The organism is Modestobacter sp. Leaf380, assembly GCF_001424485.1.
Lineage (GTDB): Bacteria > Actinomycetota > Actinomycetes > Mycobacteriales > Geodermatophilaceae > Klenkia.
In genome coordinates, this window is the sequence record NZ_LMQC01000001.1 from 450,178 (window position 1) to 474,917 (window position 24,740).

The following is a 24,740-nucleotide window of genomic DNA, read 5'->3' on the forward strand; positions in this document are numbered from 1 at the left end:
GACCCGAGGACGGGACCGACACACTGCGCGCAGGCAGGCTGCCGCGCTGGGTCAGCCGTCGGCCTTGTCCCGCCAGCGGAACGTCATCACGCACAGACCCAGGCCGATGACGACCCAGGCCAGCAGGACCAGCGCGACCCGGCCCAGCTCCCAGCTGCCGGCCGGTTCGCTCAGCGCCAGCTGCTCGGGCAGGAACACCGAGCGCAGGCCCTGGGCCATCCACTTGAGCGGGAAGACCGAGGCGATGGTCTGCATCCAGGTGGGGATCTGGTCGAAGCGGAAGAACACCCCGGAGATGAACTGCAGCACCAGCGCGAACGGGGTGACCGTCGCCGAGGCCGAGCGGCCGTTCTTGGCCAGGCTGGAGACGGCGATGCCCAGCAGCGTGCAGGCCGCCGAGCCCAGCAGGGCCACCCACAGGAAGGTCAGCCACTGGGTGCCGCTGGGCAGGTCGATGCCGTAGAGCACCACCCCGACCAGCAGCAGGATGACGATCGTCGCCACGGTGACCGCGAAGACCTGGACGATCTTCCCGATGAAGTAGGCGCTCTTGGGCATCGGCGTGCCCGACAGGTGCTTGAGGGTGCCGTCGCTGCGCTCTGTCGCGATGCCGATGGCCATGTTCTGCAGGCTGGCGCCCAGGATGCCCGCGGCGATGACGCCGGCCATGAAGTACTGGGTGAAGCTGACCCCGCCGCCGATGTCGTAGTCCAGGACGGCACCGAAGACGACCAGCAGGATCACCGGGAACATCAGGGTGAACACGACGGACTCGCGCTGCCGGAAGAACTCCTTCAGCTCCACCCCGGCGCGGACCCGGTAGACCCGCGCGAGCGCGGGCAGCCGGGTGGTGGGCGCGGTCATGCCGACTGGCCGATCATCTGCAGGTACACGTCTTCCAGGGTCGGGCGGGCGACGGCGAGGTCGGGCACCTCGCCGGGGAACCGGGCTGCCAGCCCGGCGACGAACGCGGTCGGGGTGGGCGTGGCCTCGGTGCGGCGGGCGCCGTCCTCGGTCCAGCTGACGACGGCGGGCGCCTGCCCGCGACCGCCCAGCTCGGCGGGGACCGCGACCTCCACGAGCCGCCCGGCGGTGATGACGCCGACCCGGTCGGCCAGCTCCTCGGCCTCGTCCAGGTAGTGCGTGGTGAGCAGCATCGTCGTCCCCAGCTCGCGCAGGGAGCGGATCAGCGACCAGAACTGCCGGCGGGCCTCGGGGTCGAAGCCGGTGGTGGGCTCGTCCAGGAACAGCAGCGCGGGCTTGCCGACGATGCCCAGCGCGACGTCGAGCCGGCGGCGCTGGCCTCCGGACAGCGAGCGGCCGCGGGCCCTGGCCTTCTCGGTCAGCCCGACCAGCTCGAGGACCTCGGCGGGGTCGCGGGGGTCGGGGTAGTACGCGGCCTGCGCGGTGAGCAGCTCCAGGCAGGTGAGCTGGCTGTCCCCGGCGCCGGACTGCAGCACGATGCCGATGTCGGCCCGCCAGCGTCGCCCGCCCGACGCGGGGTCCACCCCGAGCACGGCGACGTCGCCGCCGTCCCGCGAGCGGTAGCCCTCGAGCACCTCGACGGTGGTGGTCTTGCCGGCGCCGTTGGGGCCCAGGAGCGCGAAGATCTCACCGCGCCGGATGTCGAGGTCCAGGCCGTCGACGGCGTTGCGGTCGCCGTAGCGCTTGACCAGACCGCGGACGCTGATCGCGGCGTCGGGGTCCAGCGGGGTGGTCGGCTGCTCCGCGACGGGCGCGGGGGTGGTGCTCACGGGGAACGAGTGTCCCCCATCGACCTGGGTGGAGTGCCACGCAGCAGGGAACCTGCGCTGTGGCACTCCACTCAGGCGGTGATGCGGTCGACCACCAGGGGCAGCGGGACGTCGTCGGTGTCCACCCCGACGGCGCCCTCGAGGGCGCCCAGGGCGCGCTCGATGCGGGAGGCGTCGTCGGTCTGCAGCTCCAGCAGCGGCTGCCCGGCGGTCACCTGCTCCCCCACCCCGGCGTGCCAGACGACGCCCGCGGACGCCGAGACCGGGTCCTCCTTGCGGGCCCGGCCGGCACCCAGCCGCCACGCGGCGACGCCGAGGGAGAAGGCGTCCAGCCGGGTCAGCGTGCCGGTGGCCGGGGCCACCACGACGTGCCGCTCGGTGGGCTGGGGCAGGGCCGCGTCGGGGTCCCCACCCTGGGCGCGGATCATCGCCCGCCACACGTCCATGGCGCGGCCGTCGGCCAGTGCCGCGGCGGGGTCGACGTCACCGCGGCCGGCGCCGGCGAGCATCTCCCGGGCCAGCGCCAATGTCAGCTCGACCAGGTCGGCCGGTCCCCCGCCGGCCAGCACCTCGAGGGACTCCGCGACCTCGACGGCGTTGCCCGCCGCGCGGCCCAGCGGGCGGTCCATCGCCGTCACCAGGGCCACGGTGTGCACGCCGGCGGCCTCACCCAGGCCGACCATGGTGCGGGCCAGCTCGCGGCTGCTCTCGACGTCCTTCATGAAGGCGCCGCTGCCGGTCTTGACGTCCAGGACCAGCGCGTCCGCGCCCTCGGCAATCTTCTTGCTCATGATCGAGCTGGCGATCAGCGGGATCGACTCGACGGTGCCGGTGACGTCGCGCAGCGCGTAGAGCAGCTTGTCCGCCGGGGCCAGGTCGTTGCCGGCTGCACACACCACCGCGCCCACGTCGCGCAGCTGCTGCACGTACTCCTCGTCGGTGAGCTGCGCGCGCCAGCCGGGGATGGCCTCCAGCTTGTCCAGCGTGCCGCCGGTGTGCCCCAGCCCGCGCCCGGACAGCTGCGGGACGGCGACGCCGCAGGCGGCCACCAGGGGCGCCAGCGGCAGCGTGGTCTTGTCCCCCACCCCGCCGGTCGAGTGCTTGTCCGCGGTCGGCCGGCCCAGGCCGGTGAGGTCCTTGCGGACGCCGGAGTCGATCATCGCCTGGGTCCAGGTGGCCAGCTCGGCCGGCGTCATGCCGCGGAAGAACACGCTCATCAGCAGCGCGCTCATCTGCTCGTCGGGCACCTGGCCGGCGGTGTACGCGCCGATGACCCAGCGGATCTGGTCACCGGTGAGCTCGACGCCGTCCCGCTTGGCCCGGATGACGTCGATGGCGTCGTGGGTGCTCACCGGGCGGCCGCCGCGACCAGGTCCTCGGGGCCGAAGGCGTCCGGGAGCACCTCGCGCATCGGCACGATCCCCAGCGACACCGTCTCGATCATCATCTCCGCGCCGCCGAACTCCCAGAGCAGCTGCCGACAGCGCCCGCAGGGCATCAGCGGCTGCCCGTCCCCGCCGACGCACGCGACGGCGACCAGGCGGCCGCCACCGGAGCGGGCCAGCTCGCTGACCATGCCGCACTCGGCGCACAGCCCGATGCCGTACGAGGCGTTCTCCACGTTGCAGCCGGTGACCACCCGGCCGTCGTCGACCAGCCCGGCGACGCCGACCGGGAAGTGCGAGTACGGGGCGTAGGCGTGCGTCATGGCCTCGCGGGCCGCCGAGCGCAGCGCGTCCCAGTCGATCTCGGGCATCAGTGTTCGCCTCTCCGGTACACGAGTCCGTCGGCCTTGGGCATCCGCAGCCGCTGGGAGGCCAGTGACAGCACCAGCAGCGTGGTGATGTGCGGGGTGAAGGAGACGATGCCCTCGGGCAGCTCGTCGATGGTCAGGTAGGCGCTCAGCGAGGCCGCGGCGAAGACGGCGGCGGTGACGGCCTGGGCCAGCTTGCGGCGGGTGACCTGGTAGACGGCCACGGCCAGCAGCAGGACCGCGACCAGCAGGAGCAGCGCGACGACGCCGGTGCGGCTGCGCAGCTGCAGGGCGTCGGCGAAGCCGAAGAGCCCGGCGCCGGCGGCCAGGCCGCCGGGGCGCCAGTTGCCGAAGATCAGCGCGGCCAGGCCGATGAAGCCACGGCCGTTGGTCTGGCCCTCGCGGTAGATGTTGGCGATGAAGACCAGGAAGACACCGCCCAGGCCGGCCAGGGCGCCGGAGACGATGACGGCGGTGTACTTGAGCCGGTAGACCGGCACGCCCAGGGAGTCCGCGGCGGCCGGGTTCTCCCCGCAGGAGCGCAGCCGCAGCCCGAACGCGGTCTTCCACAGCAGCAGGTAGGCCGCGGGCACCAGCAGGACGGCGACGACGGTGAGCACCCCGACGCCGGAGGACACCCCACGCAGCACCCCGGCCAGGTCGCTGAGCAGGAACCAGCCCTTGGACTCCAGGTCCCCCAGCAGGTCCGGGCCGGAGGACAGCACCGGCAGGGAGAACGTCGGCGGCCGGGAGGACAGCGCCGGGGACTGGGTGACGCCACCGCCGGCGGGGTTGTCGGTGTAGAGCGTCTCGGAGAGGAACCGGACGACACCGCCGGCCAGGATGTTGATCGCGACGCCGGAGATGACGTGGTCGACACCGAAGGTCACGGTGGCCACGGCGTGCAGCAGCCCACCCAGGGCGCCCATGACCAGTCCGCCGACGACCGCGCCCTGCCAGCCCCACTGGTAGCCGGCGAACCCGGCGCCCCAGGTGCCCAGGATCATCATCCCGTCCAGGCCGATGTTGACCACGCCGGCGCGCTCGGCGAACAGACCGCCCAGGGCGACCAGCAGCAGCGGCACGGCCAGCAGCAGGGTGGCGGCCATCGTCGAGGACGACGTCAGCGCCTGCTGCCCGGAGACCACCCGCACGGCGGAGACCAGCACCAGCAGGCCCACGACGATCCAGGTGATCCGGCGGCCCCGGCCACCGCCCAGGAAGAGCTCGGTCACCGGCCCGCGCGAGGGGGCGGTGGCGACGGCGCTGCTCATGAGGTGCTCCCCGTCGGGCTGGTGCGGCCGGCGGCGCCGGTGGCGTTGGTCAGGGCGGGTCCGGTGCCGACCGGACCGTCCGGCGGCGGTCCGCCGTCGGGTCCCTGGCCGCCGCCGGTGCTGCCGTCCCCGGTGGAGGGCGGGGCGACGGCGCTGCCGGACTCGGCCTGGCGGCGGGTGATCCGGCGGGACACCTCGTTGGCCACGACCACGGCCAGCACGATGGTGCCCTGGATGATCGTGACCACCGAGGACGGGATGCCGGCGATCTGCAGCGGCACCGCCGCCCGGTCGAGGAAGGCGAAGAGCACCGCGGCGATGGCGATGCCCAGCGGGTTGTTGCGGCCCAGCAGGGCCACCGCGATGCCCAGGAAGCCCAGTCCCGAGGTGAACTCGGTGCCGTAGGTGTGGTTGGAGCCCAGCAGGTCGGGCAGGCCGATCAGCCCGGCGGTGGCACCGGAGAGCAGCATGGTGGTGAGGACCATCCGGCGGGCGTTGACGCCGCTGGCCGAGGCCGCCGACGCCGACAGGCCGGTGGCCCGCAGGTCGAAGCCGAACCGGGTGCGCTTGATGACGACCGCGACCACGACGCCCACGACGAGGGCGACCAGCAGGAAGCCGTAGAGCTGCCGCGGCGGGTCGGCCAGGCCGATGGCGCCGAAGACCCCGTTGAGCGAGGGGAACCAACCCGACTCCGGGATCTCCTCGGTCGTGATGATCGAGGCGCCGGGCTCACTGCCGCGCAGCGGGCCGGTGAGCAGGAAGGACGCCAGCCCCAGCGCGATGAAGTTCAGCATGATCGAGCTGATCACCTCGCTGACGCCGCGGGTGACCTTGAGGACGGCGACGATGCCCGCCCACACGGCCCCCACCAGCATCGCCACGACGATGATCACCAGCACGTGCAGCGGGGCGGGCAGCGAGACCGCGGCCCCGGCGCCGGCGGCGAGCACGGTGGCCATCCGGTACTGGCCCTCGACGCCGATGTTGAACAGGCCCATCCGGAAGGCCACGGCCACCGCGAGACCGGCCAGGAAGAGCGGGACCGCCCGGTTGAGCACCACCACGATCGCGGTGGTCTGCTGGCTGGGGGTGTCGCCGAAGTCGACCATCACCTCCAGCGCCCGGAAGGGGTCCACGCCGATGGCCAGCATGACCGCCGCGGAGATCACCAGGGCGATGAGGACGGCCAGGACCGGGGCCAGCAGGGTCTGCCCGACACGGGTCAGCGCCTTCACGCCGCACCCGCCGGGGTGCCCGCGACCGCACCGGTCATGTAGCCGCCGAGCTGCTCGGGGGTGACCTCACCGGGGTCCAACGTGGCGACGACGCCGCCGCGCAACATGACGGTGAGCGTGTCGGACAGGCCGATCAGCTCGTCCAGGTCCGCCGAGATCAGCACGATCCCCATCCCCTCCGCGCGGGCGTCCTTGAGCAGCTCCCAGATGACGGACTGGGCACCGACGTCGACCCCCCGGGTGGGGTGCGCGGCGATGAGCAGCCGCGGCTTCGCGCTCATCTCGCGGCCGACGATGAGCTTCTGCTGGTTCCCGCCCGACAGCGCCACGGCCAGGGTGTCCGCCCCGGGGGCCCGCACGTCGTACTCGCGCATGATCCGCTCGGTGTCGGCGACGGCGCCCTTGCGGTCGATGAAGAAGCCCTTGGCCGACGGCGCCTCGGTCTGGTGGCCCAGCACCCGGTTCTCCCACAGCGGCGCCTCCAGCAGCATGCCCTGGCGGTGCCGGTCCTCGGGGATGAACCCGATGCCCCGCTCCCGGCGGGTGCGGGTGGTCCAGCCGGTGATGTCCTCGGCGCCCAGCACGATGGTGCCGGCGGCCAGCGGGCGCAGGCCCATGATCGCGTCCACCAGCTCGGCCTGGCCGTTGCCCTCGACACCGGCGATGCCCAGCACCTCGCCCTCGCGGACGGTCAGCGTCACCTCGTCCACCGCGGGGCGGGTGCCCTGCCCGGCGACGGTGACCCCGGTCAGCTGCAGCACCGGGGTGTCCCGGACGGTGGAGGTGCGGGTCTGCGGGGTGGGCAGCTGGGCCCCGACCATCATCTCGGCCAGCTGCTTGGCCGTCGTCGTCGCCGGGTCCGCGGTGCCCACGGTCGTGCCCCGGCGGATCACGGTGATGGAGTCCGCGACCTTGCGGACCTCGTCGAGCTTGTGGGAGATGAAGATGACCGTCAGACCCTCGCGCTTGAGCTCGGCCAGGTTGCCGAAGAGCTCGTCGACCTCCTGGGGCACCAGCACCGCGGTCGGCTCGTCCAGGATCAGCGTGGTCGCCCCGCGGTAGAGCACCTTGGCGATCTCCACCCGCTGCCGGTCACCCACGCCCAGGTCCTCGACCAGGTCGTCGGGCTGCAGCCCCAACGCGTAGGCGTCGGAGATCTCGGTGATCCGGCGGCGGGCGGCGGCACCGATGCCGTGCGCCTTCTCCGCGCCCAGGACCACGTTCTCCAACACCGTCAGGTTGTCGGCCAGCATGAAGTGCTGGTGCACCATGCCCACGCCGGCCGCGATCGCGTCCCCGGGGCTCTTGAAGACGACCTCACGGCCGTCGAGCAGGATCTGCCCCTCGTCGGGGCGGTGCATGCCGTACAGGGTCTTCATCAGCGTCGACTTGCCGGCGCCGTTCTCCCCCACGATCGCGTGCACCTCACCGCGGGCCACCCGCAGCTCGATGTCTGAGTTCGCGACCACCCCGGGGAACCGCTTGGTGATCCCCCGCAGCTCCACCGCGAGGGGTGCTGACTCCGTCACTGGGTGCCTCTCTCGACGCCGTCTCGGTCGTGCCTCGTGGTCCTGCCCGGCCGCACGATCTGCGGCGGTGCGGGCGCGCAGGCCCGTCGTCGTCCCGACGGGAGGACGGTACACAGCAGAAACGGCGGGCCCGGACGTGTACCGCCCGGGCCCGCCGTCGCTGTGCAGGGAGTGCTGAGACCTCCGGTGCCGCGATCAGCGGCCCGAGGTCACGGGGTCTCGGGGACCGTGATCTCGCCGTCGACGATCTGCTGGGTGTAGTCGTCGATGGTGCTCTGGATGTCGTCGATGAACCCACCGGAGTAGGACAGGCCCACGCCCTCGGTGGACAGGTCGTTGACCACGTCGACGCCACCCTCGACGGACCCGTCGACGACGGTGCCGATGTAGGCCTCCACCGCGTTGTCCACGCGCTTGAGGACCGAGGTCATGATGACCGACTGCAGCGAGGCGTCACCGACGGTCTCGTACTGGTCGGAGTCGACGCCGATCGCCCGGCCGCCCGAGGCGGCAGCGGCCTGGAAGACACCGGTGCCCGAACCGCCGGCGGCGGCGTAGACGATGTCCGCGCCACCGTCGAACATGCCCTGGGCGACGACCTGGCCACGGGCCGGGTCGTTGAAGCCGGAGAAGTCACCGGCCGGGGAGATGTACTGCACGTCGACGATGACGTCGGGGTTCACGGCCTGCGCACCGGCGGTGAAGCCGGCCTCGAAGGACTGGATCAGCGGGGTCTCGACGCCACCGACGAAGCCGACGTGGTCGGTCTCGGACTTGGTGGCCGCCGCGACGCCGCCGAGGAAGGAGCCCTCGTTGGCGGCGAAGAGCAGACCGGTCACGTTGTCGGCGACGTCCACACCGGTGGAGTCGACGACCGCGAAGTCGACGTCGGGGTACTGGGTGGCGACCTCGCCGATGACGTCGCCGTAGGCGAAGCCCACCGCGATGATCGGGTTGAAGCCCTGGTCGGCCAGCTGGGTCAGCAGGTCCGCCCGGTTGGAGGCGTCGCTGTTGGGCGAGAGCTCCTGGATGTTGTCCTCGGCCGTGCCACCGAAGGCCTCCACCGCAGCCTCGACGCCGGCGTAGGCGGAGTCGTTGAAGGACTTGTCACCCCGGCCGCCGGTGTCGTAGGCGAGACCGATCTGCGGCATCTCGCTGCTGTCACCGCCGCCGCTGCCACCACTGCCGCTGGTGTCCTCGTCGCTGGCACACGCGGCCAGGGCCAAGCTGCCGGCCAGCAGCAGGGCTGCGGCCTTCATCCCACGCGCTCGGCGCAAGACGATCTCCTCTCGTATGGGGCTCCCGCCCACCCGCGGGTGGAGGGGTGCCCCGGGGTGTGCACTCCGGTCCCGCTGCCCGCAGCCACGCAGAAGACCGGTGGCGCCAGCAACGACTCCGGCACGCTAACCGCGGGCGCTCGGGCTGCGGGGGGTCCGGCCGGACACCGAGACCCGATCGTTAGGACCCGGCAACACCCACCACACACCCGGTCCCGGCCCAGCGCCCCGATCATCAGGACCCGGCAACACCCACCACACACCCAGTCCCGGCCCAGCGCCCCGATCATCAGGACCCGGCAACACCCACCACACACGCGCGCCGGGCCCCGCCCCGAGGACGCCGCGGTTAACGTCACCCCCCATGCGATCCCTGCTGCCCGCCGGGCGGACGGCCCGCCCGGCCCTCCGGGGGCTGGCCCTCACCCTGGTCGCCGGCCTCGCCGTCCTCGGCGCGGCACCGGCCGCCCTGGCCGAGGACGCCTCGGGCAGCGCGGCCCGGTTGACCGTCGACCCGGCGGCCCCGACCCCCACCGCGCCCCCGGACGGCGGTCCGCCGCAGGGCACCGCCCCCGACGGCAGCACGGTCGGCGGGGAGGGCCTGGACACCCGCGGCCTGGTCACCGTGGACGGCGCCCCGGCACTGCCCGAGGGCATCGACGCCCGAGGCTGGCTGGTCGCCGACATGGACACCGGCGAGGTGCTCGGCACCCAGGACCCGCACGGCCGCTACTACCCGGCCAGCACGCTCAAGACCCTGACGCTGCTCACCCTGGCACCCCAGCTGGACCCCGCCCTCGTCGTCGAGGGCACCCGCGAGGACGAGTCGGTCGAGGGCAGCCGGGTCGGGCTGGTCGCCGGCGGCCAGTACCCGGTGTCACTGCTGTTCGACGCCCTGGTCATGCAGTCGGGCAACGACGCGGCCAACGCCCTGGCCCGCGCGGCCGGTGGGGTCGAGGCCACGCTGGCCGCGATGAACGCCAACGCCCAGCGGATCGGCGCGCTGGACACCGTCGCCGGCACCCCGTCCGGACTGGACGTGGCCGGGCAGAGCTCCTCGCCCTACGACCTGGCCCTGGTGATGCGCCAGCTGGTGGAGGACCCCACGACCGCGGCGGTCCTGCAGACCCGCACCGCGCAGATGCCGGCCGTCCCCGGGCTGACCGAGGGCTACCAGATCCAGTCCCAGAACACCCTGCTCACCGAGTACCCGGGCACCCTGGGCGGGAAGACCGGGTTCACCGACGCTGCCCGGCACACCTTCGTCGCCGCCGCCGAGCGCGACGGGCGCCGCCTGGTGGTCAGCCTGATGCAGACCGAGCGCTTCCCCGTCTCCACCACCGAGCAGGCCGAGCGCCTGCTCGACTGGGGCTTCGCCACCCCGGGCGGGGACGCCGGGAACCCGCAGCTGGGCCGTCTCGTGGACCCCGGGGAGACCGAGCCGGTGGCGCTGCCCTCGGCCGCCACCCCCGCCGACGGCTCGCTGTCGGCCGAGGAGGCGGTCGCCCCCAGCCCCGCGTCGGCCGCGTCCACCACCGACGGGGAGTCCCCGCTGCTGCCGATCGGGCTCGCCGTCGGCGCGGTCGCCATCGTCGGCGCGACCGTCGTCGGACGACGTCGCGCCATGCGGCCGGTGGCCGTCGGCGCCGGGCTCAGCGCTCGGTCGGGACGTCGTCCCGGACCGGGCGACGCACCCGCAGACGGGGCAGCACCCTCGACGAGACGGCCCCCACCACAGCGCCGACCCCGACCAGACCGGCCGCCAGCCCCCAGGGCGTAGGTCCGCGTCCGCGCTCGTCCACGAGCACCACGTCGGGCAGCCGGGTCGGGGCCTCCGGGCCGAGCGGGACGTCGGTGTCGGCGTGCTCGACGGCCGGCAGGGTCGCCGTCCACGCGGCGGTGAAGAAGGCGAAGCGGGCCACCACGTTGATCCAGATGACCAGGCCGACGAAGCTGCCCAGCGCCGCGACGGTGACGTTGCCCGACAGCACGCGCAGGTAGTAGCCGCCCAGGAACTTCAGCAGCTCGAAGCCCACCGCGCCGAAGACGGCACCGGGCAGCAGCTCGCGGACCCGGTAGGGGGTGTTCGGCACGCCCTTGAGCACCCAGAGGAACACCAGGGTGTCCCCCACCAGGGCCAGCCCGATGCCCAGCGCGGCGGTGAGCAGGAAGAAGCCGGGCACCTCGTCGACGCCCAGCAGGTCCAGCACCCAGGACGAGGCCGCCGTCGTCCCGGTGGTCAGCGCGATCGAGGTGATGCCCGCGACGGCGAAGCCCAGCAGCACGACGAGGTCCTTGAGCCGGTCGCCGATGAAGTCGGGCTGGTCGGGCTGCCCGCGCCAGACCACGTCCATGCCGACCCGCAGCTTGTCCATCGCACCCAGGCCGACGAACAGGAACCCGACGAGCCCGATGACGCCGGTGGTGCCGCGGTTGTCGATGGCCCGGGTGACCTCCTGGGCCAGCGAGTCACCGGTGCCGCCGGGCACCGCGTCCCGGATGGCGTCGATGAGCTGCACCTGCAGCAGCGGGGACCCGGCCAGCACGAAACCGGCGATGGAGGCCAGCAGCAGCAGGACCGGGAACAGCGCCAGGAAGGCGTAGTAGGTGACGCTGGAGGCCAGCACGTCGCCCTGGGCCCGGTTGTACGTGCCGCCGGCGTGCACGGCGTGGTCCAGCCACGGGTGCCGGGCGCGCTGGTGGCGCAGCTGGTCGCGCAGGCGGTCCACCAGCCGGGTGATCACGTTGCCCTGCTGCTCGGGCGCGGGTGTGGTCACCGGGCCGATCTTCGCAGCTGGGGGTGGGCCGCGCCCGGCGGGCTCAGCGGGTGGGACCGGTGAGCGGGTACTGGCGGGCCACGGCCCAGGTGCCGTCGGGCAGCTGCTCGAACTCGGTGAAGTGCTCGACCCGGAAGTCCGCGGCCAGCTCGGCGAGCTCGCCGGCGGCCATGTCGAGCATGTCGGTGGGCACGTCGTGGGCCACGGTCACGTGCGGGTGGTACGGGAACGTCAGCGGCCGCTGCAGCGGTCCGCTGCGCACGTCGGCGGCGATCTGCGCGCAGTCGGGCACGCCCGCGGCGACGGCGACGTAGACGACCTCGGAGACCGGCCGGAAGGTGTCGGTGCCGCGTAGTCGCAGGTCGAAGGACGAGTGCCGGCGGGCGACCTCGGCGAGGTGCCCGGCGATGGTGGTGCGGTCAACGGTCGGCACCTCGGTGGGCGGCAGCAGCGTCACGTGCGGCGGGACCAGGCTGGCCTGGGGGTCCCCGCACTTGGTGCGCCACTCCACCAGCAGCTGCGCCCACGGCTCGGGGACGTCGACCACCACGCCGATCACCGCGGTGTCGGCGGTGCTGCGGCGGGCCCGACGCGGGACGAACGTGTCGTCGTGACGACGCGGGACCGGGCTCACCGGACCACCCTCCCCGTGCTCACGGGGCCCCCACGGGCCGCAGGAAGCCGATCCGGTCGTACACCGTGGCCAGCGTCGGGGCGGCGACCGCGCGGGCCTTGGCGGCGCCGGCGGCGAGCACCTGCTCGAGCTCGGTGGTGTCCGCCAGCAGCTCGGCGGTGCGGGCCTGGACCGGGGCGTAGGCGTCGGTCACGACGTCGGCGAGCTCCTTCTTCAGGTCGCCGTAGCCACGCCCGGCGAAGCGCTCCTCGAGGGCGGCCACGGTCTCCCCGGACAGCGCCGAGTGGATGGTGAGCAGGTTGCTCACCCCGGGCTTGTCCTGCGGGTCGAAGACGACCTCGCGGCCGGTGTCGGTGACCGCGCTGCGGATCCGCTTGGCGGTCACCTTCGGGTCGTCGAGCAGGTTCACGCAGCCGGCCTCGGGCAGGCTCTTGGACATCTTCTTGTCCGGCTGCTGCAGGTCCAGCACCTTGGCCGCACCCTGCGGGATGAAGGCCTCGGGCAGCACGAAGGTGTCGCCGAAGCGGCTGTTGAACCGGGTGGCCAGGTCGCGGGTGAGCTCCAGGTGCTGGCGCTGGTCCTCACCGACCGGCACCCGCTGCGCCTGGTAGAGCAGGATGTCCGCGGCCTGCAGGATCGGGTAGGTGAACAGCCCGACGCTGGTGCCCCCGGTGCCCTGCCGGGTGGACTTGTCCTTGAACTGGGTCATCCGACCGGCCTCGCCGAAACCGGTGAGGCACTGCAGCACCCAGCCCAGCTGGGCGTGCTCGGGGACGTGGCTCTGCACGAAGAGCGCACTGCGCGAGGGGTCGACGCCCAGCGCGAGCAGCTGCGCGGCCGAGACCAGGGTGCGGCGACGCAGCACCGCCGGGTCCTGCTCGACGGTGATGGCGTGCAGGTCCACCACGCAGTAGAAGGCGTCGTGGTCGGCCTGCATGGAGACCCACTGCCGCAACGCACCCAGGTGGTTGCCGAGGTGGAAGGAGTCCGCCGTCGGCTGGATGCCGGACAGCACGCGGGGGGCAGGCACGTCCCTCATCGAACCACGCGCCACACCCGCACCGGTCCCGGACCCGCGGGACCGGTCCCACCGGGTCAGGCCGGAGAGCCGACGCCCAGCACCTCGGGGGCCACCGCGTCCAGCGCCTCGAGGAAGACGTCGTCCTCCTCCGGGGTGCCCACGGTCACCCGCAGCCCCTCCCCGGCGAAGGGCCGGGTGATGACGGCGCGGGCCTCCAGCGCCGCGGCCAGCGCGGCCGTCCGCTCCCCCACCGGCAGCCACACGAAGTTGGCCTGGCTGTCGGCCAGGACGTGCCCGCGCTCGCGCAGTGCGGCGGTCAGGCGGGTGCGCTCGGCGGTCACCTCGGCCACCCGGCGGCGCACCTCGTCCTCGCTGGCCAGCGCCGCGACGGCGGCGGCCTGGGCGACCATCGAGACGCTGAAGGGCACGTGCGTCTTGCGCACGGCCTCGGCCACGGCCGGGTCCTCGGCGAGCAGGTAGCCCACCCGTAGACCCGCCAGGCCCCAGGCCTTGGAGAACGTCCGCAGCACCGCGACGTTGGGCCGCCCGCGCATCAGCACCACGCCGTCGGGCACATCGGGGTCGGTGACGAACTCGCGGTAGGCCTCGTCGAGCACCACCAGGGTGGACGCGGGGACGGCGTCCAGGAAGCGCTCCAGCTCGGCCCGCCGGACCGCCGTCCCGGTGGGGTTGTTCGGGTTGCAGACCAGCACCACGCGCGTGCGCTCGTCGATCGCGGCCAGCAGAGCGTCCAGGTCGTGGGTGTCGGCCACCCCGCCCTCGGCGCCGGCGGTCAACGACACCTGCACGGCGTCGGCACCGGCGACCTGGGCCAGCAGCGGGTACATCTCGAAGGACCGCCAGGCGAACACCATGCTGGTGCCCGGCTCGCTGTAGGCCTGCGCGACCTGCTGCAGCAGCGTCACCGCACCGCACCCGGTCGCCACCTGCCCGGGGTCGACGCCGTAGCGCTGCGCCAGCGCCGTGGTGAGGACGGCGGCGCCGTTGTCCGGGTACCGGTTGGACTCCCCCACCGCGGCGGTGACGGCCGCGACCACGGCGGGCAGCGGCGGGAACGCCACCTCGTTGGAGGCCAGCTTCACCGCCCTCGGGACGCCGATCTCGCGGGCCAGGTCCGCCGGGTTGCGACCGGGCCGGTAGACGGGCAGGGCGGACACGGCGGGGCGGGGGCTGACCACGGTCTCGAGCTCCTCCGGTGGGTGGCAGGCTGTGCGCATGCGAGTTCTGGTCGCCGGTGGAGCCGGCTACATCGGCAGCGTAGTCACGGCCTCCCTGCTGGAGGGCGGTCACGAGGTGACCGTGCTGGACGACCTGTCCACCGGTCACGGCGACGCCGTCCCCGACGGCGCGACCCTGGTCCGGGCCTCCCTGCACGACTCCGGCCCGGTACTGGCCGACGTCCGGCCCGAGGCGGTGCTGCACTTCGCCGCCAAGAGCCTGGTCGGGGCCAGCCAGGTCTCCCCGGAGGACTACTGGCACACCAACGTCGGTGGCTCGCTGGCGCTGCTGGAGGCCATGCGGGCGGTGGACTGCCGGCGCATCGTCTTCTCCTCCACCGCGGCCACCTACGGCGAGCCCGAGTCGGTGCCGATCACCGAGGACGCCCCCACCCGGCCGACCAACACCTACGGCGCCTCCAAGCTGGCCGTCGACCACATGCTGACCTCCTACGCGGTGGCGCACTCCTTCGCCGCGGTCAGCCTGCGGTACTTCAACGTCGCCGGCGCCGGGCACGGCCGGGGCGAACGGCACGCCACCGAGACCCACCTGATCCCGATCGCACTGCAGGTCGCGGCCGGCACCCGAGACGCGATCACCGTCTACGGCGAGGACTACCCGACCCCCGACGGCACCTGCGTCCGGGACTACGTGCACGTGCTGGACCTGGCCGACGCCCACCTGCTGGCCCTGCCGGCGCCGGCGCCGGGTGAGCACCGGGTCTACAACCTGGGCAACGGCACCGGGTTCAGCGTGCAGCAGGTCGTCGACGCCGTCCGCGAGGTCACCGGGCACCCGGTGCCCGTCGTCGTCGGCGCCCGGCGGGCCGGGGACCCCGCGCAGCTCGTCGCCTCCTCGGCGCGCATCCGGGCGGACCTGGGCTGGACCCCGCAGCACGCCGAGCTGACCACGATGGTCCGCGACGCCTGGGAGCTCGCCCGCCCGGCCTGACCCCTCCCGACCACCACGGGCCCCGGCGCTGCTGCGCCGGGGCCCGTGTCGTCAGCGCTCGGTGGCGGCCGCGCCCGCGCGCAGGGTCTCGCCGTCGATCTCCGGCGGCGGCGCCGGGGACACGCTGAGCCGGGCGATCCGCCGTCCGTCGAGCTCGGTGACGGTGAGCTCCCGGCCCTCCACCTCGACGGAGTCCCCGACGGTGGGGATGCGGCCCAGCTCGGCCAGCACCCAGCCGGCCACCGTCTCGTAGGGCCCCTCGGGCAGGTGCAGGCCGGTGGCCTCGGCGAAGTCGTCCAGGTTCAGCAGGCCCTCGACGTCGTGCGGGCCCTCGGCGGGGTCGTCGGTCTCGGGGGCGGCGTCCTCGTCGTACTCGTCGTAGATCTCGCCGATGACCTCCTCGATGAGGTCCTCCAGCGTCACGATGCCGTCGGTGCCGCCGTACTCGTCGACGACGATCGCCAGGTGCTGGCTCTCCTTGCGCATCTCCGACAGCGCGGTCAGCACCCCGGCCGTGCCGGGCAGCTGCTTGACCTCGCGCGCCAGGTCCCCGACGGTCGCGGCCCGCCCGGCCGGGTGGTTGGGCAGGAACAGGTCGCGCACGTGCACGAAGCCGACGACGTCGTCCTGGCTCTTGCCGACGACGGGGTAGCGGCTGCGGCTGGACTCCGCGACCTGCTTGGCCGCGCGGCTGGCGGTCGTGGAGGCCTCCAGGAAGTCGACCTCGGTGCGCGGGGTCATCACCTCGCGGACCTCCCGGTCACCGGCGCGGAAGACCTCGTCGATGAGCCGGCGCTCGTCGCTGGACAGCGACTCGTGCGCCGCGACCAGGTCGCGCAGCTCCTCCTGGCTGATCGACTCCCCGCTCTGCTTGGGGTCCCCGCCCAGCAGCCGGACCAGCAGGTCGGTGGAGCGCGACAGCAGCCAGATGACCGGCCGGAACGCGGTGGCGATCCGGTTCAGCGGCCCGGCGACGACGAGGGAGAAGCCCTCGGCCCGCTGGAGGGCCAGGCGCTTGGGGGTCAGCTCACCGACGACGAGGGACAGGTAGCTGATCCCGATCGTCACCAGCACGAAGCTCAACGGGTCCGCCACCCCCTCGGTCAGCCCGACGGAGACCAGCCACTCCCCCAGCGGTGCCGAGAGCGTGCTGGCACCGAAGGCGGCGGAGAAGAAGCCGGCCAGGGTGACGCCGACCTGCACCGCGGCCAGGAACCGGTTGGGCTCGCTGAGCAGCTTGGTCAGCGCGGTGCCGCGCTTGCCCTTCTCCCCCAGCGCGCGGACCTGGGACTCGCGCAGCGAGACCAGGGCGATCTCCGCACCGGCGAAGGCCCCGCCGATGAGCACGAAGACGACGACCATGACGATGTTGAGCCAGACGTCGCTCACCGGCGGCGTGCTCCTCTGTGGTTCGGGGCGGGTGCGGGACGGGGTGTCGTGCGCTGCGGAGCAGGCCCCAGGGTCCCGTGTCCAGGACGGACGGTCCACCCGGCAACGGCCGGACGGGCACCCGCGTTCCACAGGTGTTGCTGGTCACGGGCCTGCCGGCCACGCTCGTCGCTCTGCGTCACCGAGGGTGCACACGCTCCGCACACGGTTACGGTCCACCCCCATGACCGGACCCGGCAGACCCCGCCCTCGGCGCTCCGCCCGCAGCCTCGGCTCCCTGCTCAGGACGGGGTCCCGGCGGCGTTGGGTGCCCGCCGTCGTCGCCCTCGCCGTGCTCGCCCTGATCGGCGGCGTGCTGTGGCTCGTGCCCGGGTCCACGGACGCGACCCCGGCCGCGGCGGCCGGTTCGACCACCAGCCGGGCCACCACGTCGTCCGCGGCCACGTCCACGACCGTCCAGACACCGCCGCCCACGACGACCGCCGAGACGACGGCCGAGACGACGACGGAGGCCGTCCCCACCACTGCGGCGCCCACCACCACCGAGCCGCCCGCCGCCGCCGGCTCTGCGGCCGCTCCCCCGCCGGTGGAGGCACCGGCGCCTGCACCGGCACCGGCACCGGCAGCCGCGCCTGCACCGGCCCCCGCACCGGCCGGTGACCCGGGACTCGAGGGTGCCGTGCTCGACCTGGTGAACTCCGAGCGCGCCGCGGCCGGTTGCGGGCCGGTCGTCGCCGACACCGGTCTGGCCGCCGTGGCCCGGGCGCACAGCGCCGACATGCGCGACCGCGGGTACTTCAGCCACACCACGCCCGACGGGCTCAGCCCCTGGGACCGGGCAGCCGCGGCCGGGGTGTCGGGTGCCAGCGGTGAGAACATCGCGAAGGGCTACGGCGACGCGGCGTCGGTGATGGCCGGCTGGATGGCCAGCCAGGGCCACCGCGACAACATCCTCGACTGCGGCAACACCCGCCTGGGCACCGGCGTGGTCCAGGGCCCCGGTGGCCCCTGGTGGACCCAGCTCTTCGGTCGCTGACCACCCCGGTCTCGGGGACATCGGGCCCCAGGCGGCTCGTCAGGCCCCGCTCCCGTCCTCCGCCAGCTGACCGGGTACGCCGTGCCAGGCGCCGTCGCGCTCCAGGGCCACCCGCAGCTCGGGGAAGGCGAGGTCGACCCGCGCCGGCCAGCGACCCTCGTCGTCCCGGACCTCGAACTGCGGGACGGCGACCAGTCCGGCCAGCGCCAGGTGCACCCGCGTCCGCGACTCGGGCAGCGACTCGGGCAGCGACGCGGCGCGCGCGTCGGCCAGTCCCACCGCCCGTTCGGCCCGCCGCCAACCGGGACCGGCCCCGGCCGCTGCGACGCGGGCCCGCAGCTCGGCCGGTCGCACGAGCCCCCCGGGAGAGGAGGACGTCGAGCAGCGCGACCGCCTCGGCAGTCGGTTGGTCGCACGCCGTCCGCAGGGCAGTGGTGCGCCGACCGCCACCGGTCACGGCGACCTCGGCCCCGGGGATCTCCGACTGCCGGATCACCAGGCCGGTCACCGGACCGAACCGGTGGGCACGGGGGACGGTGACCTGCACGGGCGTCCCGGGCCCCGCCGCCTCACCCACCCCGAGCAGCCACGCGGCGCTGCGGCCGCTGAGCACCCCGGCCGGTGGGAGCAGCAGGCGAGCGCCTGCGACCCGGACACCGTGTGTGTCCGGCACCGCGGCATCGACGTGGACGCCTCGGAAGAGCCGCCGCCACGCAGAGCTGCGGAGCTGGTCGGCGGTCAGCAGCCCACACCCGACCACCCGGTCACCGCGGACGACGCTGCCGACGAGCTCGCCGGCCCGGGCCCCGGTGTCCCCGACACCGGGCGCCGGTCGAGAGACCCAGCACGCGCGACGGCCCCCTCGACCGCGGGGGTCGAGGGGGCCGTCGCGTGGAGCGCCTGCGTCAGGCCATGGCCTTCTGGAGGTTGGTGTCGATCGCGGCGAGGAAGTCCTGGGTGGTCAGCCAGGGGGCGTCCTTGCCGATGAGGAGGGCGAGGTCCTTGGTCATCTGGCCGCCCTCGACGGTCTCGATGCACACGCGCTCGAGGGTCTCGGCGAACTCGGTGACCTCGGGGGTGCCGTCCAGCTTGCCGCGGTGGGCCAGGCCCCGGGTCCAGGCGAAGATCGACGCGATCGGGTTGGTCGACGTCTCCTTGCCGGCCTGGTGCTGGCGGTAGTGCCGGGTGACCGTGCCGTGCGCGGCCTCGGCCTCGACGGTCTTGCCGTCCGGGGTGGCCAGCACCGAGGTCATCAGGCCCAGCGAGCCGAAGCCCTGCGCCACGGTGTCGGACTGGACGTCGCCGTCGTAGTTCTTGCACGCCCAGACGTAGCCGCCCTCCCACTTGAGGTTGGCCGCGACCATGTCGTCGATCAGGCGGTGCTCGTAGGTGATCCCGGCCGCCTCGAACTTCTCCTTGAACTCGGCGTCGAAGATCTCCTGGAAGATGTCCTTGAAGCGCCCGTCGTAGACCTTGAGGATCGTGTTCTTGGTCGACAGGTACACCGGGTAGTTGCGGGCCAGGCCGTAGTTCAGCGAGGCCCGGGCGAAGTCCCGGATCGAGTCGTCCAGGTTGTACATCGACAGCGAGATGCCGGCCGACGGGGCCTGGAAGACCTCGCGCTCGATGGTCTCGCCGCCGTCCTCGGGGGTGAAGACGACCTTCAGGGTGCCCGCGGAGGGGAACTTGAAGTCGGTGGCGCGGTACTGGTCGCCGTAGGCGTGACGGCCGACGATGATCGGCTTGGTCCAGCCCGGCACCAGGCGCGGCACGTTCTGCATGATGATCGGCTCGCGGAAGATGACGCCGCCGAGGATGTTGCGGATCGTCCCGTTGGGCGAGCGCCACATCTGCTTGAGGCCGAACTCCTCGACCCGCGCCTCGTCCGGGGTGATCGTGGCGCACTTGACGCCGACGCCGTGCTCCTTGATGGCGTTGGCCGCGTCGATCGTCACCTGGTCGTCGGTAGCGTCGCGGTTCTCCATGCCCAGGTCGTAGTACTCGAGGTCGACGTCGAGGTACTTGAGGATCAGCTCGTCCTTGATGAACTGCCAGATGATCCGGGTCATCTCGTCGCCGTCGAGCTCGACGACCTTGCCCTGCACCTTGATCTTGCTCACGAAACGCTGTCCCTCTCTGTTGGGGACCGACCCGTCAGGGGTCGGCTCTCACATGTCGGCGATGTCCGCCTGCTTGGCTCGTACGGCCTCGGCTGCCTCACGCAGCCCGGCCAGCTCGTCGTCGGTCAGGTCGCCCTCGACCACGCGGCGCACGCCACCGCGGCCGATCTCGGCCTCCACCCCCAGGTACACCCCGGAGATGCCGTACTCGCCGTCGACCCACGCGCACACCGGCATGACCGCACCGGAGTCCTCGATGACCGCCTTCGCCATCCGGGCCGCGGCCGCGGACGGCGCGTAGTAGGCCGAACCGGTCTTGAGCAGCGCCACGACCTCGGCGCCGCCGTTGCGGGTCCGGTCCACCAGGTGGGCGATGCGGTCGGCGGCCAGCACCTCGGACAGCGGCTTGCCGTCGACGGTGCACCGGCTGGGGACCGGGACCATGGTGTCGCCGTGACTGCCCAGGGTCAGCGTGCGCACCGAGGCCACCGGGACGCCGAGCTCGCGCGCGACGTTGTCGGTGAACCGGGCGGTGTCCAGCATCCCGGCCTGGCCCAGCACCTTGCTCGTGGAGAACCCGGTGGCCAGCTGCGCCAGCGCGGTCATCTCGTCCAGCGGGTTGCTGACCACGATCACCACGGCGTCCGGCGAGGTCCGCGCCACGTTCTCCGCGACCTGCCGGACGATGCCGGCGTTGGTCTCGATGAGGTCCATCCGGCTCATCCCGGGCTTGCGGGGCAGGCCCGCGGTGATGACGACGACGTCGGAGCCCTCGGTGCCCTCGTAGGAGCCACCGCCGACGCCCACGACCTCGGTCTCGAAGCCCTCGATGGACCGGGACTGGTTGATGTCGAGGGCCAGGCCCTCGGGCTTGCCCTCGACGATGTCGGTGAGCACGACGGTGTCGAACACGTCGTACTCCGCGAGACGCAGAGCGGTCGTGGAGCCGTAGAAACCGGCGCCCACGACGGTGACCTTGCCAGTACGGGGCTGCGCTGCCATGGCGCCAAACCTAGCGGCGATCAGGGGTTCCGTGCCCGCCGGGGCGCTCACACCGCGGGGATGGCCAGCGCGACGCCGGTGAGCAACAGCCCGGCACCCAGGCTCAGCACGACATCGGTGGTCTGGCTGCGGATGGCGAGGAACCCGACCCGGCGCACCGGCAGCAGCATCCGCAGGACCGCGGCGACCACCAGGGCCAGGCCCATCAGCACCAGACCGCGCCGCCAGTTGCCACCGGTCACGCTCAGCAGGCCGGCTGCCACCACCAGGAGCACGACGGTCAGGGGCAGCTGCCGCAGCACCCCGGCCAGCACCGGCCGCCGGAGGTACAGCGGGGTCCGCGTGACGGTGGGCACGACGCTCAGCCGACGACGACGGCGGGAGCCTGGGCCTGCTCGGCCAGGGCCACCACGTTGGACAGCAGCATCGCCCGGGTCATCGGCCCGACCCCGCCGGGGTTGGGCGCGACCCAGCCGGCGACGTCCCACACGTCGGCGGCCACGTCACCGGCGATCTTGCCGTCGACCCGGCTGACCCCGACGTCCAGGACGGCGGCACCGGGCTTGACCATGTCGGCGGTCAGCAGGCCCGGCACCCCGGCGGCGGCGACCACGACGTCGGCGGACCGGGTGTGGACGGCGAGGTCACGGGTCCCGGTGTGGCAGAGGGTGACCGTGGCGTTCTCGCTGCGCCGGGTGAGCAGCAGGCCCAGCGGGCGGCCGACGGTGACGCCGCGGCCGACGACGGTGACCTCGGCGCCGGCGAGCTCGACGCCGTGCCGGCGGAGGATCTCCACGATCCCCAGCGGGGTGCACGGCAGCGGGCCGGGGACGCCCAGCACGAGCTTGCCGAGGTTGGTGGGGTGCAGGCCGTCGGCGTCCTTGGCCGGGTCCATCGCGGCGAGGACGGCGGCCTCGGACACCTGGCGGGGCAGTGGGAGCTGGACGATGTAGCCGGTGCAGGCGGGGTCGGCGTTGAGCTCGGCGACGACGGCCAGCACGTCGGCCTCGGTGGCGTCGGCGGGCAGCTCCCGCTGGATGCTGGCGATGCCGACCTGGGCGCAGTCGGAGTGCTTGGCGTTGACGTACCAGCGGCTGCCCGGGTCGTCCCCGACCAACAGGGTGCCCAGACCCGGGCGCCGGCCGGCCGCGGCGAGGGCGGCCACCCGCTCGGTGAGCTCGGTGCGGATCGCCGCTGCGGTGGCCTTGCCGTCGAGTCGGGATGCGGTCACCGCGCCAGTCTGCCGCACGGACCGGGCGCCCATAAGCTCGTCCGCGCAGGAGCGGCGCTCCCCCGCCGCGGGATCTGCAGAGGAGACCCGATGACCGAGCCCCGCCCCCAGCCGACCGGCGCCACCGGCAGTGCCGCGGACCCGACCCGTCCGGTCGGTGCGTCCCCGGCACCGGTGGACCCCGCCCCGCGCGCCGACGCCGGCCCCGAGGACCGCACCCGGGTCGACCAGACGCGGGTGGACCACACCCCGCCCCGGGACCCGGTCGCCGAGCAGACCACCGCGGTGCACCCGCTCCCCGAACGGCACCGCGACGAGACGCTGCCGGGCACGACCCGCGCCGCGCACGTGCCCACCGACCCGGCGCCCGAGCGCACCACCTGGCACCCGGACTCCGACGTCGACCGCACCACCCCGGCCTGGTCCACCGAACCGGTCGCGGTCCGCCGGGCGGACTCGGTCGCGGCGTTCCTGCTGCTGCTGGCCGGGGTCGCCGCGGGCATCAGCCTGCTGCTGCCGTGGACGCCGGAGGGCCGCACCGGGCTGGACCTGCTGCGCGACGGGCTGGACCAGCTGGCCACCGACTGGACGGGCGTGTTCGACGCCGGCCTGTGGCAGCCGCTGGCCGTGGTGTTCGGCGGCGGGGTGCTCTTCCTGCTCGGCCTGCTGCTGCTGGTCCCCGCCAAGTCGCACCGGTTCCTCGGCGTGCTCGCACTCCTGGTCGCCCTGGCCGTGCTGGCCGGGGGCCTGGTGCCCCTGGCCGACACCGGCTGGGACCTCGCCGACTACGACATCGGCTTCTCCTTCGCCCTCGCCGTCGCCGGCCTGGGCCTGCTGGGCGCCCTCAAGGCCGCCTTGACCGGGCGGAAGCACGCCTGAGGCCCGCCGGCCCCCGTGCAGGGCCCCGGTCCGCGCGGAGCGTGGACCGGGGGGCACGGGGGTCCTCTCTCAGTGCGCGAAGTGCCGGGTGCCGGTGAGGTAGAGCGCGATGCCGGCTGCCGCGGCGGCTGCGGTGACCTCCTCGTCGCGGACCGACCCACCGGGCTGGACGACCGCGGTGACCCCGGCCTCCAGCAGCACCTGCAGGCCGTCGGCGAAGGGGAAGAACGCGTCGGATGCGGCGACCGAGCCCGTGGCCCGCTCCCCGGCCCGCTGGACGGCCAGGCGGGCGGCGTCGACCCGGTTGACCTGGCCCATGCCGACCCCGACGGTCGCGCCGTCGGCGGCGAGCAGGATGGCGTTGGACTTCACCGCGCGCACCGCACGCCAGGCGAAGACGAGGTCGTCGAGGGTGTCGGCGCTGACCGGGTCGCCGGTGGCCAGCGTCCAGGTGGTCGGGTCGTCGCCGGCGGCGTCGATGCGGTCGGGCTGCTGGACGAGCAGTCCGCCGCTGATCGGGCGCAGCTCGACTGCGTCGGTGCCGGCGCCCTCGGGCAGCCGCAGCAGCCGGATGTTCTTCTTCCGGGTCAGCACGGCCAGCGCGTCCTCGGTGAAGGACGGCGCGACGACGACCTCGGTGAACACCTCGGCGATCTGCTCGGCGGTGGACAGGTCGACCTCACGGTTGGCGGCGATCACGCCACCGAAGGCCGACACCGGGTCGCAGGCGTGCGCCTTGCGGTGGGCCTGCGCCAGGTCGTGGCCGGTGGCGATCCCACAGGGGTTGGCGTGCTTGATGATCGCGACGCAGGGCTCGTCGTGGTCGGCGGCGGCCCGGCGGGCGGCGTCGGTGTCGACGTAGTTGTTGTAGGACATCGGCTTGCCGTGGAGCTGCTCGGCCTGCGCGAGCCCGGTCGCCGTCCCGGCGGTGCGGTAGAGCGCCGCGGCCTGGTGCGGGTTCTCCCCGTAGCGCAGCACGTCGGCGCGGTCCCAGGACCCGCCCCACCAGGCGGGGAAGCCGGTCTCGTCGTCGGGGGCCAGCGTCGTCCCCATCCAGGAGGCGACGGCGGTGTCGTAGGCGGCGGTGTGCCGGAAGGCCGCGGCGGCCAGGCGCTGCCGCTGGCCCAGCTCGAACCCGCCGGCCCGGACGGCGTCGAGGACGTCGGCGTACCGGGCCGGGTCGACGACGACGGCGACCGAGGGGTGGTTCTTGGCGGCGGCGCGGACCATCGCCGGCCCGCCGATGTCGATCTGCTCCACGCACTCGTCGGGGGTGGCCCCGGAGGCGACGGTCTCGCTGAACGGGTAGAGGTTCACCACGACCAGGTCGAAGGCGGCGATGCCGAGCTCGTCGAGCTGGCGGACGTGGTCGGGCTTGCGGCGGTCGGCCAGGATGCCGGCGTGCACGGCCGGGTGCAGGGTCTTGACCCGCCCGTCCAGGCACTCGGGGAAGCCGGTGACCTGCTCGACGGGCGTGACCGGGATGCCGGCGGCGGCGATCCGGGCGGCGGTGGCCCCGGTGCTCACCAGCTCGACCCCGGCGTCGGCCAGGCCACGGGCCAGCTCCTCGACCCCGGTCTTGTCGTAGACACCGACCAGGGCGCGGCGGACGGGGGTGCGGTCGCTCATCGGGGTG

Annotated in this window: 22 protein-coding genes and 1 pseudogene; 4 read left to right on the forward strand and 19 right to left on the reverse strand. The window is 73.6% G+C overall.

What is annotated here, in order from left to right:
• Positions 1-51: 51 nt before the first annotated feature.
• From ASG41_RS02065 to ASG41_RS02100, 8 genes are all read right to left on the reverse strand, one after another.
• A complete protein-coding gene (locus ASG41_RS02065) occupies positions 52-864 on the reverse strand; it encodes an ABC transporter permease (protein WP_056288961.1) in 813 nt (270 codons plus the stop codon).
• Positions 861-1,754 (reverse strand): ABC transporter ATP-binding protein, encoded by an 894-nt coding sequence (locus tag ASG41_RS02070; protein ID WP_200938678.1) that lies wholly within the window; start codon positions 1,752-1,754, stop codon positions 861-863. Before ASG41_RS02070 ends, ASG41_RS02065 begins: the two co-directional genes overlap by 4 nt.
• A 71-nt stretch (positions 1,755-1,825) precedes the next feature.
• A complete protein-coding gene (locus ASG41_RS02075; protein WP_056288964.1) occupies positions 1,826-3,106 on the reverse strand; it encodes a thymidine phosphorylase in 1,281 nt (426 codons plus the stop codon).
• Positions 3,103-3,510 carry a cytidine deaminase gene (locus ASG41_RS02080; RefSeq protein ID WP_056288966.1) on the reverse strand — a complete coding sequence of 136 codons (408 nt, stop codon included), beginning with the start codon at positions 3,508-3,510 and terminating at the stop codon, positions 3,103-3,105. The genes ASG41_RS02075 and ASG41_RS02080 overlap by 4 nt, the downstream gene beginning before the upstream one ends.
• Complete coding sequence (locus tag ASG41_RS02085; protein ID WP_056288969.1) at positions 3,510-4,781, reverse strand: ABC transporter permease; 1,272 nt, start codon at positions 4,779-4,781, stop codon at positions 3,510-3,512. Before ASG41_RS02085 ends, ASG41_RS02080 begins: the two co-directional genes overlap by 1 nt.
• Positions 4,778-6,019, reverse strand: coding sequence for an ABC transporter permease (locus ASG41_RS02090; protein WP_235564364.1), 1,242 nt, complete (start codon positions 6,017-6,019; stop codon positions 4,778-4,780). The genes ASG41_RS02085 and ASG41_RS02090 overlap by 4 nt, the downstream gene beginning before the upstream one ends.
• Entirely contained in the window at positions 6,016-7,548 is a 1,533-nt protein-coding gene (locus tag ASG41_RS02095; protein ID WP_056288974.1) for an ABC transporter ATP-binding protein, read from the reverse strand. The genes ASG41_RS02090 and ASG41_RS02095 overlap by 4 nt, the downstream gene beginning before the upstream one ends.
• 209 nt (positions 7,549-7,757) lie before the next feature.
• Entirely contained in the window at positions 7,758-8,825 is a 1,068-nt protein-coding gene (locus ASG41_RS02100; RefSeq protein WP_235564365.1) for a BMP family protein, read from the reverse strand.
• A gap of 364 nt (positions 8,826-9,189) precedes the next feature.
• Here ASG41_RS02100 and ASG41_RS22735 point away from each other — a divergent pair, with 364 nt between their 5' ends.
• Complete coding sequence (locus ASG41_RS22735) at positions 9,190-10,605, forward strand: D-alanyl-D-alanine carboxypeptidase family protein (protein WP_082556463.1); 1,416 nt, start codon at positions 9,190-9,192, stop codon at positions 10,603-10,605.
• Between the two features lie 109 nt (positions 10,606-10,714).
• Here the strand turns inward: ASG41_RS22735 and ASG41_RS24460 are convergent.
• The 4 genes and pseudogenes from ASG41_RS24460 to hisC form a co-directional block, all read right to left on the reverse strand.
• Positions 10,715-11,602, reverse strand: a pseudogene (locus tag ASG41_RS24460) (YihY/virulence factor BrkB family protein); the annotation flags it as partial.
• A gap of 43 nt (positions 11,603-11,645) precedes the next feature.
• Positions 11,646-12,236, reverse strand: coding sequence for a 2'-5' RNA ligase family protein (locus ASG41_RS02125; protein WP_056288991.1), 591 nt, complete (start codon positions 12,234-12,236; stop codon positions 11,646-11,648).
• Between the two features lie 19 nt (positions 12,237-12,255).
• Positions 12,256-13,275, reverse strand: a complete 1,020-nt coding sequence (trpS, locus tag ASG41_RS02130) for a tryptophan--tRNA ligase (RefSeq protein WP_056288993.1) — start codon at positions 13,273-13,275, stop codon at positions 12,256-12,258.
• Between the two features lie 56 nt (positions 13,276-13,331).
• Positions 13,332-14,456, reverse strand: a complete 1,125-nt coding sequence (hisC, locus tag ASG41_RS02135) for a histidinol-phosphate transaminase (RefSeq protein ID WP_235564368.1) — start codon at positions 14,454-14,456, stop codon at positions 13,332-13,334.
• A 37-nt stretch (positions 14,457-14,493) separates the two neighbouring features.
• On the opposite strand from hisC, the gene galE reads away from it, so the two are divergent.
• Entirely contained in the window at positions 14,494-15,447 is a 954-nt protein-coding gene (galE, locus tag ASG41_RS02140; protein WP_056288999.1) for a UDP-glucose 4-epimerase GalE, read from the forward strand.
• A gap of 51 nt (positions 15,448-15,498) precedes the next feature.
• Here galE and ASG41_RS02145 read toward each other — a convergent pair whose 3' ends face one another.
• Positions 15,499-16,836: a hemolysin family protein gene (locus ASG41_RS02145; protein ID WP_056289002.1), complete on the reverse strand. Its 1,338-nt coding sequence runs from the start codon at positions 16,834-16,836 to the stop codon at positions 15,499-15,501.
• Positions 16,837-17,143: 307 nt separating this feature from the next.
• Here ASG41_RS02145 and ASG41_RS24465 point away from each other — a divergent pair, with 307 nt between their 5' ends.
• Positions 17,144-17,872 carry a CAP domain-containing protein gene (locus tag ASG41_RS24465; protein ID WP_056289006.1) on the forward strand — a complete coding sequence of 243 codons (729 nt, stop codon included), beginning with the start codon at positions 17,144-17,146 and terminating at the stop codon, positions 17,870-17,872.
• Between the two features lie 39 nt (positions 17,873-17,911).
• On the opposite strand, the gene ASG41_RS02155 is transcribed toward ASG41_RS24465, so the two are convergent.
• The 5 genes from ASG41_RS02155 to ASG41_RS02175 all read right to left on the reverse strand — a co-directional run bounded on the left by ASG41_RS02155 (position 17,912) and on the right by ASG41_RS02175 (position 22,225).
• Positions 17,912-18,226 (reverse strand): hypothetical protein, encoded by a 315-nt coding sequence (locus ASG41_RS02155; RefSeq protein WP_056289009.1) that lies wholly within the window; start codon positions 18,224-18,226, stop codon positions 17,912-17,914.
• 551 nt (positions 18,227-18,777) lie between these two features.
• Positions 18,778-19,992, reverse strand: a complete 1,215-nt coding sequence (locus ASG41_RS02160; protein WP_056289012.1) for an NADP-dependent isocitrate dehydrogenase — start codon at positions 19,990-19,992, stop codon at positions 18,778-18,780.
• Between the two features lie 48 nt (positions 19,993-20,040).
• Positions 20,041-20,994, reverse strand: a complete 954-nt coding sequence (locus ASG41_RS02165; RefSeq protein WP_056289014.1) for a malate dehydrogenase — start codon at positions 20,992-20,994, stop codon at positions 20,041-20,043.
• 47 nt (positions 20,995-21,041) lie between these two features.
• Positions 21,042-21,350 (reverse strand): DUF3017 domain-containing protein, encoded by a 309-nt coding sequence (locus tag ASG41_RS02170; RefSeq protein WP_082556466.1) that lies wholly within the window; start codon positions 21,348-21,350, stop codon positions 21,042-21,044.
• Between the two features lie 5 nt (positions 21,351-21,355).
• The gene (locus ASG41_RS02175; protein ID WP_056290173.1) at positions 21,356-22,225 is read right to left on the reverse strand and encodes a bifunctional methylenetetrahydrofolate dehydrogenase/methenyltetrahydrofolate cyclohydrolase; all 870 of its coding nucleotides are present in this window, start codon (positions 22,223-22,225) and stop codon (positions 21,356-21,358) included.
• Between the two features lie 90 nt (positions 22,226-22,315).
• Between ASG41_RS02175 and ASG41_RS02180 the strand changes: the two genes are divergently transcribed.
• The gene (locus ASG41_RS02180) at positions 22,316-23,104 is read left to right on the forward strand and encodes a hypothetical protein (protein WP_235564370.1); all 789 of its coding nucleotides are present in this window, start codon (positions 22,316-22,318) and stop codon (positions 23,102-23,104) included.
• Between the two features lie 69 nt (positions 23,105-23,173).
• On the opposite strand, the gene purH is transcribed toward ASG41_RS02180, so the two are convergent.
• A complete protein-coding gene (purH, locus tag ASG41_RS02185) occupies positions 23,174-24,733 on the reverse strand; it encodes a bifunctional phosphoribosylaminoimidazolecarboxamide formyltransferase/IMP cyclohydrolase (protein ID WP_056289018.1) in 1,560 nt (519 codons plus the stop codon).
• Between the last annotated feature and the right edge of the window lie 7 nt (positions 24,734-24,740).